Annotated in this window: 4 protein-coding genes, 4 tRNA genes and 1 pseudogene; 7 read left to right on the forward strand and 2 right to left on the reverse strand. The window is 49.6% G+C overall.

What is annotated here, in order from left to right; all coding sequences use genetic code 11:
- Positions 1 to 334 precede the first annotated feature (334 nt).
- Both murB and birA read left to right on the forward strand, forming a co-directional pair.
- Positions 335 to 1,363, forward strand: coding sequence for a UDP-N-acetylmuramate dehydrogenase (gene murB / locus OGY04_RS16315; RefSeq protein WP_111466267.1), 1,029 nt, complete (start codon positions 335 to 337; stop codon positions 1,361 to 1,363).
- Entirely contained in the window at positions 1,360 to 2,322 is a 963-nt protein-coding gene (birA, locus tag OGY04_RS16320; protein WP_003826969.1) for a bifunctional biotin--[acetyl-CoA-carboxylase] ligase/biotin operon repressor BirA, read from the forward strand. The genes murB and birA overlap by 4 nt, the downstream gene beginning before the upstream one ends.
- Positions 2,323 to 2,354: 32 nt before the next feature.
- On the opposite strand, the gene coaA is transcribed toward birA, so the two are convergent.
- Both coaA and OGY04_RS16330 read right to left on the reverse strand, forming a co-directional pair.
- Complete coding sequence (gene coaA, locus OGY04_RS16325) at positions 2,355 to 3,305, reverse strand: type I pantothenate kinase (protein WP_003031107.1); 951 nt, start codon at positions 3,303 to 3,305, stop codon at positions 2,355 to 2,357.
- 289 nt (positions 3,306 to 3,594) lie between these two features.
- Positions 3,595 to 3,675 (reverse strand): annotated as a pseudogene (locus OGY04_RS16330) (hypothetical protein); the annotation flags it as partial.
- 19 nt (positions 3,676 to 3,694) lie between these two features.
- Between OGY04_RS16330 and OGY04_RS16335 the strand changes: the two are divergent.
- From OGY04_RS16335 to tuf, 5 genes are all read left to right on the forward strand, one after another.
- Positions 3,695 to 3,770 (forward strand) — tRNA-Thr (locus OGY04_RS16335).
- A gap of 8 nt (positions 3,771 to 3,778) precedes the next feature.
- Positions 3,779 to 3,863, forward strand: a tRNA-Tyr gene (locus OGY04_RS16340).
- Between the two features lie 114 nt (positions 3,864 to 3,977).
- Positions 3,978 to 4,052, forward strand: a tRNA-Gly gene (locus tag OGY04_RS16345).
- Between the two features lie 5 nt (positions 4,053 to 4,057).
- Positions 4,058 to 4,133 (forward strand) — tRNA-Thr (locus tag OGY04_RS16350).
- A gap of 118 nt (positions 4,134 to 4,251) precedes the next feature.
- Positions 4,252 to 5,420 (forward strand): elongation factor Tu (gene tuf, locus OGY04_RS16355; protein WP_049014834.1); only part of this gene is annotated, 1,169 nt, incomplete at its 3' end.

Below are 5,420 nucleotides of genomic sequence, written 5' to 3' on the forward strand. Positions count from 1 at the left end.
CAGAAGTGAAACGCCGTAGCGCCGATGGTAGTGTGGGGTCTCCCCATGCGAGAGTAGGGAACTGCCAGGCATCAAATAAAGTGAAGAAGCCCATCCTGCCGGATGGGTTTTTTTGCGTCTGTGCGGGGTGAAAACCGCCGGATGCGGCGTGTCGCCTTATCCGGCCTGCAGAGGCCGGGCTGAACGTATTTTGTAGGCCTGATAAGCGCAGCGCATCAGGCACATCACAACACCGCACCATCGGGTACAAAGCAATATCCTGAGCCTCCATAACACAAGCCATCCTGCGGTATATGCGGTAAACTAGGCGCGATTTTGCATCAGGAAAGCGTCTATGAATCACTCCCTTAAAGCCTGGAACACCTTCGGTATCGATCAGCAAACGAATGAACTTGTCTGCGCCGAAAATGAACAACAATTACTGAATGCCTGGCAATCAGCCAATGCATCGCATCATCCTGTACTGATCCTGGGCGAAGGGAGTAACGTCCTGTTTCTTGATACCTTCCAGGGTACGGTGATCGTCAATCGTATTAAGGGTATTGAGATTACAGAACAACCTGATGCGTGGCATTTGCACGTAGGTGCGGGTGAAAACTGGCATCATCTGGTCCAGCATACGTTGCAGCTTGGCATGCCTGGGCTGGAAAATCTGGCGCTTATCCCAGGCTGCGTGGGTTCATCGCCAATCCAGAATATTGGTGCCTATGGCGTAGAGCTACAGCGCGTCTGCGAATACGTAGACTGCGTTGAGCTGTCGACTGGCAAACATCTGCGCGTTGGTGCAGCAGAATGTCGTTTTGGTTATCGTGACAGCATCTTCAAACATGAATACCAGGATCGCTTCGCAATTATTGCTGTTGGTTTACGCTTGTCTAAACAGTGGCATCCGGTACTGACCTATGGCGATCTGACGCGCCTGGATCCTACAACGGTGACGCCTCAGCAGGTTTTTGATTCTGTCTGCCATATGCGCACGACAAAATTGCCCGATCCGAAAGTAAACGGTAATGCAGGAAGCTTCTTTAAAAACCCGGTTGTCATCGCAGAGATTGCGCAGGAGCTCCTGGCAAAATTCCCAACAGCACCTCATTACCCGCAGGCTGATGGTTCTGTGAAACTGGCAGCCGGCTGGCTTATCGATCAGTGTCAGCTAAAAGGCATGCGCATTGGTGGCGCAGCGGTACATCAACAGCAGGCACTGGTGCTGATCAATGCAGACAATGCGACGAGTCAGGATGTGGTGCAACTTGCACATCATGTACGTCAAAAAGTCGGTGAGAAATTTAATGTCTGGCTCGAACCAGAGGTCCGGTTTATTGGCCCGCAGGGTGAAATGAATGCTGTGGAGATCATTGCATGAAGGATAATACCGTCCCTCTGACGCTTATTTCATTACTCGCTGATGGCGAATTTCATTCTGGTGAGCAGCTCGGTGAAAAGTTGGGAATGAGCCGTGCCGCAATCAATAAGCATGTCCAGACGTTACGCGACTGGGGGGTTGATGTCTTTACTGTTCCAGGTAAAGGATACAGCTTACCGGAGCCTATCCAACTATTAGATGCCTCACTTATTCATTCTCAACTGGATGGTGGAAATATCACAGTCCTGCCGGTTATCGACTCAACCAATCAGTACCTGATGGACCGAATAGGTCAACTGGAGTCAGGGGATGCCTGTGTCGCTGAATATCAGCAAGCCGGGCGCGGCCGCCGTGGTCGCAAATGGTTCTCACCGTTTGGTGCCAACCTGTACCTTTCAATGTTCTGGCGGTTGGAACAAGGACCGGCTGCCGCGATTGGCCTGAGTCTGGTTATTGGTATCGTCATGGCTGAGGTTTTACGCGATCTGGGCGCAGAGAAGGTACGTGTAAAATGGCCCAACGACCTCTATTTGCTCGACCGTAAGCTGGCAGGGATCCTGGTTGAACTGACCGGTAAGACAGGGGATGCCGCGCAGATTGTTATCGGTGCGGGTATTAATATGTCCATGCGCCGGGTTGAAGAAAATGTGGTTAATCAAGGCTGGATTAACTTGCAGGAAGCGGGCATTAACATTGATCGCAATACCCTTGCTGCCCGACTGATACGTGAGTTGCGTGCTGCGTTAGTGCTCTTTGAGCACGAAGGTTTAGCGCCGTATCTGTCTCGCTGGAAGAGACTGGATAACTTTATCGACCGTCCGGTCAAACTTATTATTGGCGATAAAGAAATATTTGGCATCTCTCGTGGAATAGACGCGCAAGGTGCATTATTGCTTGAACAAAATGGCGAGATCAAACCCTGGATGGGTGGAGAAATATCGCTAAGAAGCGCTGAGTAATAAGAAGGGGAGCTGTTGCTCCCCTTTTTTATTTATTTTCTCAACCTGACTTGCTCAACGGCATGATTGGCACTTTTCGTCATGATTAAGCTTGCTCGCTCACGAGTTGGTAATATATTTTGTTTTAAATTCAGCCAGTTAATTTCTTTCCATAACGATGTGGCGGTGTTGATAGCCTCATCTTCTGATAATTTTGCATAGTTATGGAAATAAGAGTCCGGGTTGGTAAATGCCCCTTCACGGAATTTCAGGAAACGGTTGATATACCACGTCTGGAGTAATTCTTCTGGCGCATCAACATAAATAGAAAAGTCGACAAAGTCAGAAACAAATACATGATGCGGATCGTGAGGATAGTCCATCCCGCTTTGTAATACATTTAGCCCTTCGAGTATTAATATGTCGGGCTGGGCAACGGTTTTGTCGCCATCAGGGATCACATCATAGATGAGATGGGAATAGACCGGAGCCGTGACGTTAGGTACGCCTGATTTCAGATCGGAAACGAATTTAACCAAGCGATGCATATCATAGGACTGGGGGAAGCCTTTCTTCTTCATCAGTCCACGATCTTTCAATACCTGGTTAGGGTGGAGAAAGCCATCGGTAGTAATCAACTCAACCTTGCGATGCTCGGGCCAGCGACTGAGCAAAGCCTGCAAAACACGCGCAGTCGTACTTTTACCGACGGCGACGCTGCCAGCAATGCTAATAATATAAGGAATACGCTCGCCATTCGTGCCTAAAAATTGCTCCAGCACGGCCTGACGTCGCAGGTTCGAACTGATGTAAAAGTTTAGCAAACGCGAGAGAGGCAAATAAATCTCGGCAACTTCTTCCAGCGATAAGTCTTCGTTAATGCCTTTAAGACGAGCAATCTCTTCCTCGGTCAGGGTCATCGGCACGGAATCACGAAGCGCAGCCCACTGGTTGCGATCAAACTGTAGGTAAGGCGACGTTAACGCTTGCTCTTTTATACTCATACGCATGGTCTGGCTGTCATTGCTATATCAGGTCTGCGGTAAAAAACGAAATCATCCCGGTACGCAATGGCACGCACATTTCAGTTAATTTGGACAATGGGCAGGAGGGTAACACCAGATGGGGGGGAATAATAAGAAAAAATCATCCTCTGAAATGCAATGTGACGGGTATTCCAGATGTATAAAGATGTGCTTTCTCTCTATCAAAGCGTACCTGCCGGAGCAAAATTCCTCCCAGAGGAGGCTCGTGACGTTGGAAATTTGTCCAATCCAAAGAGGAAATAGATTATTTATCGGTCGTATAGTGCAAAATGTGAGCGATAGAACATTTTATGCAATTTTTTAGTTGCATGAGTGCGCGTGTCTCCATAAAATGCGCGCTACTTGATGCCGACTTAGCTCAGTAGGTAGAGCAACTGACTTGTAATCAGTAGGTCACCAGTTCGATTCCGGTAGTCGGCACCATCAAGTCCGGTGGGGTTCCCGAGCGGCCAAAGGGAGCAGACTGTAAATCTGCCGTCACAGACTTCGAAGGTTCGAATCCTTCCCCCACCACCACTTTCTGGCAGCGTTATCGCCGCCTGAGTTGATTAAAAAATTAATCAGCTCGAACAGAAAAGAGAGAAATCTCTTTTTTGTTGCAGAAAGAACTGGGTAGCCGAGTTTCAGGATGCGGGCATCGTATAATGGCTATTACCTCAGCCTTCCAAGCTGATGATGCGGGTTCGATTCCCGCTGCCCGCTCCAGACGTGCTGATATGGCTCAGTTGGTAGAGCGCACCCTTGGTAAGGGTGAGGTCCCCAGTTCGACTCTGGGTATCAGCACCACTTCACTTCTCCTTCCCGTTTCTCTCTGTTTACTTTTAAAAGCATTCAACAGCTCAGGTATATTGCCTGGTTGATGTGGTGATATCACCGATTTATCCGTGTCTTAGAGGGACAATCGATGTCTAAAGAAAAATTTGAACGTACTAAACCGCACGTTAACGTCGGTACTATCGGCCACGTTGACCATGGTAAAACAACGCTGACCGCTGCAATCACTACCGTACTGGCTAAAACCTACGGCGGTGCTGCTCGTGCATTCGACCAGATCGATAACGCGCCGGAAGAAAAAGCTCGTGGTATCACCATCAACACTTCTCACGTTGAATATGACACCCCGACTCGCCACTACGCACACGTAGACTGCCCGGGCCACGCCGACTATGTTAAAAACATGATCACCGGTGCTGCGCAGATGGACGGCGCGATCCTGGTTGTTGCTGCGACTGACGGCCCGATGCCGCAGACTCGTGAGCACATCCTGCTGGGTCGTCAGGTAGGCGTTCCGTACATCATCGTGTTCCTGAACAAATGCGACATGGTTGATGACGAAGAGCTGCTGGAACTGGTAGAAATGGAAGTTCGTGAACTTCTGTCTCAGTACGATTTCCCAGGCGACGACACTCCGATCGTTCGTGGTTCTGCTCTGAAAGCGCTGGAAGGCGAAGCAGAGTGGGAAGCGAAAATCATCGAACTGGCTGGCTTCCTGGATTCTTACATCCCAGAACCAGAGCGTGCGATTGACAAGCCGTTCCTGCTGCCTATCGAAGACGTATTCTCCATCTCCGGTCGTGGTACCGTTGTTACCGGTCGTGTAGAACGCGGTATCATCAAAGTTGGTGAAGAAGTTGAAATCGTTGGTATCAAAGAGACTGCTAAGTCTACCTGTACTGGCGTTGAAATGTTCCGCAAACTGCTGGACGAAGGCCGTGCTGGTGAGAACGTTGGTGTTCTGCTGCGTGGTATCAAACGTGAAGAAATCGAACGTGGTCAGGTACTGGCTAAGCCGGGCTCTATCAAGCCGCACACCAAGTTCGAATCTGAAGTGTACATTCTGTCCAAAGACGAAGGCGGCCGTCATACTCCGTTCTTCAAAGGCTACCGTCCGCAGTTCTACTTCCGTACTACTGACGTGACTGGTACCATCGAACTGCCAGAAGGCGTAGAGATGGTAATGCCGGGCGACAACATCAAAATGGTTGTTACCTTGATCCACCCAATCGCGATGGACGACGGTCTGCGTTTCGCAATCCGTGAAGGCGGCCGTACTGTTGGTGCGGGCGTTGTTGC

It is taken from the genome of Citrobacter sp. Cpo091, from assembly GCF_030332645.1.
GTDB classification, from domain to species: Bacteria; Pseudomonadota; Gammaproteobacteria; order Enterobacterales; family Enterobacteriaceae; genus Citrobacter; species Citrobacter portucalensis.

Excerpts from the sequence above, each read along its gene's own strand:
- murB (WP_111466267.1), top strand. The coding sequence starts at position 335 with ATGAATCACTCCCTTAAAGCCTGGAACACCTTCGGTATCGATCAGCAA.
- birA (WP_003826969.1), top strand. The coding sequence starts at position 1,360 with ATGAAGGATAATACCGTCCCTCTGACGCTTATTTCATTACTCGCTGAT.
- coaA (WP_003031107.1), bottom strand. The coding sequence starts at position 3,305 with ATGAGTATAAAAGAGCAAGCGTTAACGTCGCCTTACCTACAGTTTGAT.